At 32.7% G+C, this 2,940-nt stretch carries 3 protein-coding genes; all 3 read right to left on the reverse strand.

The genetic code is table 11. The annotated features are described in order from the left end of the window. Positions 1-532: 532 nt before the first annotated feature. Positions 533-1,390, reverse strand: a complete 858-nt coding sequence (locus AC1DJR_RS28460) for an MBL fold metallo-hydrolase (protein WP_477004095.1) — start codon at positions 1,388-1,390, stop codon at positions 533-535. Between the two features lie 156 nt (positions 1,391-1,546). Continuing rightward, positions 1,547-2,395, reverse strand: coding sequence for a DUF2935 domain-containing protein (locus AC1DJR_RS28465; protein WP_477004096.1), 849 nt, complete (start codon positions 2,393-2,395; stop codon positions 1,547-1,549). Between the two features lie 394 nt (positions 2,396-2,789). Next, positions 2,790-2,940, reverse strand: a 151-nt coding sequence (locus AC1DJR_RS28470; RefSeq protein ID WP_477004097.1) for a Rieske 2Fe-2S domain-containing protein, incomplete at its 5' end; no start/stop codon positions are given.

The following is a 2,940-nucleotide window of genomic DNA, read 5'->3' on the forward strand; positions in this document are numbered from 1 at the left end:
AATTAATTTAAGGAGTATAACCATTTCATGGGTTAAGTATATTATTAACAAAAATTCTAATTTTATGTTAAAAAAATTAAAAAAGAGCAGTTATTTATAATTACCGCTCTTTAATGGTAAGAAATACAACCTGGGTAAGATGCAGGTTGTATTACAGATATTGTTTGCGGAATATCGAGTTTTATTCAAAAAAATAGGGAGATTCACCACCTATATATAAACTGCAGTTGTTCAAGGAACAAGGGATTAAACCAATTATCAGTAACTACCTCAATTGTTCTTTTCATTTATTGATAGGTATTATTGCTTTTTAAATTTTGTAACAGAATTTTTTATTTTTCCCAATGTTGAGAAGTTTATCTTAATTTTTTCTACGGTAGTTCCGTTCTTAGAATAAATCTGGTATCTAAATGCATTGTTTTTAACATATTAATTTTAATATTTTTTGATGTTTTCTGCATGTCTAAGATTTGGACTTTTTAGTTTTGTGTTATATTAATTTAATGTAAAAAACATAAAAGCGTTTTCTTGTTTAATGTATATTTTTGTCTACATATTTTCCGTAATCGGGTATAGCAATCATATCAAATTCACTAACGAGTGTTTTGAGGCTTGTTGTTAGTAATTCGCCTAACATTGGCATACCATGGCCTGTAACGGCGGCTAGAGGCTTTAACTTCTCCAGTTTAATGACGGATTCTTTGGCAGCCTTCCAGTCTGTTGTTAAATAACGAGGGGGTCCGCTTATTTCCTGTTCCTGAGTAAATACTTTATATAGATATTCCTGTTTGACTGTAACAAAAGCATCCCCAGCAATTAAAGCTCGATCTTTTTCTCGGAATAACGAAATATGACCTGGAGTATGTCCTGGTGTATGAATCCATTCAAACCCTGGCATATAGGGAACAGTTCCATCAGCAGGTAGCGTTTTTACGTTATTTCCTAAATTTATCGGTTCGTTAGGGAACATAGGCGACATTTTCGCTACCATGCCACCTTCAACTGTAGGGTCTGGTTCTGAATAGCTTTGCTGACCTGTCAGAAAGGGTATCTCCATTTGATGAGCATAGACTGGAACATCCCAATACTTGATTAGTTCAATTATTCCTCCAACATGATCAAAATGCCCATGAGTTAAAATAATTGCTTTTGGGCGGCTATTTACACCAAATCGTTCCTCGGTTATAGAGATAATTTCATTTGCAGATTTAGGCATTCCAGCATCTACTAAAACAACATCATTTGTTTGCGGATTTCCAAAAAAACAGATGTTGACGATTTGGATAGTGTAACAAAATAAATCCGGCAATACCTCAATGCCAAGGCCACTTCCAATTGAAGTTGCCAGAATAAACTTATAATCACTTCCATAATTCATTTCATTATCCACTTTTCATCCTCCTTAAGTTATCTTAATAAAACATTATAATTCCCTAATTTTGAAAATCCATTTTGGAGGATTTGCTAAAAGAGACAAGAAGAGAATTTTCTATCTGTTAAAAAACTTTGCAACAGAACCMAAAATAGTATCTTTTCTTATTTTTTACTATCTAGGTTGTGATTTAATATTGGTAAGATGAGCATCAAACATATCAATTATTTCAAGAAATCTATCAGCTTCACGAAACACATGGTCTGCTAATAATGGATGAATGATACTCTTTATTTTACATTGCTCAATTAAATCACGTGCCGTTTTCTTAAAATCCCGAAGAGATGTAACTGACACGCGATTTTGATCTAAAAATTGATCTAAAAGAGGGACTGTTTGTGATTGTGGATTCATAGATTCTAAGTCGATTGCTTGATACATCAATTCATCAAAATCATTGCTAAAATTCCGGGCTGTATCTACAAGCTTTCTTTCCGATGGATCAAGAAGGTGACCAATAAATTTAGCATGGTCTGCCATAATCCTTAAAAAGAAAACATTTTCTTTAATAATAGCATCAGGAAGGGCATCTAATTTACCTTCATTTAATTCCATTAAACGGTTTCTAAAATAATTAGCCTCTCTACTTGTATGGTCCACTAACAGCGGAAAATTATTTTGTCCTGGCAATTTACATGTGAGAATTAATCCTAGAATTTTTCGTTTAAATCCCCAAATATTAGTTGCAGCTTGTTGTACTTCTGAATTAAATCTTTTTATTTGCCCAGGATCTGTTTCATTTGTATAGGAATATGCTATTTGTTCGATATGTTCAAACAATCGATAAAATTGATTAGCTTCTTCGATTAGTTGRGTATCCTCRCATCTAAAACCCAAACGAAGAAAAAAAGAATGCTCCTTCATGATTCTAGACCAAAAACGAATTTCATTTAATGARCGYTCAACAAACATTACAGAYGTAACACCYGTATCAGGRTGTAATGAKGTTTCATCCCTATKCATTSTTAATCCCCCCAGTAAATACTAAGCTAGTTCTATTCTTATGAGTAAATATATATATAAATACCATCAACAAAAGTTCATGATGATAGTGATAAATCTCGTATACATGTAAAATTAACCTACCTTATCATTATCGGTAACCAAAGCAAGCCCACTCCTTATACACAAATAGATAAGGAGTGGGCTTGCTTTTCTTCTGAAATTTTCCTTAATGTATCCCTAGTTTGATAGTCATGTGGTGGGTCCTTATATAACGAAGAACGAATGTAAATAATATAAATTCCCCAACATATATAATATATTGGGAGGATTTATATTAAACCATTTTATAAAATTAAGTCTTGATAAATATTTTTTCAAAACACGCTCTTTCTTTTTGTTTAAGTGTTTTTTATTAATAACCAGAGTCTTCTGAAGTAAGATTATCTAGCATTTTATAGTCATACTTTTGTAATGGCTTTTCAGCAGGCCCTTCAAGTACTTCTCCTGTATACGAGAATCGCGAACCATGGCATGGGCAATCCCAAGAACGTTCACCATTGTTC

It is taken from the genome of Bacillus sp. 05T31 (assembly GCF_056396725.1).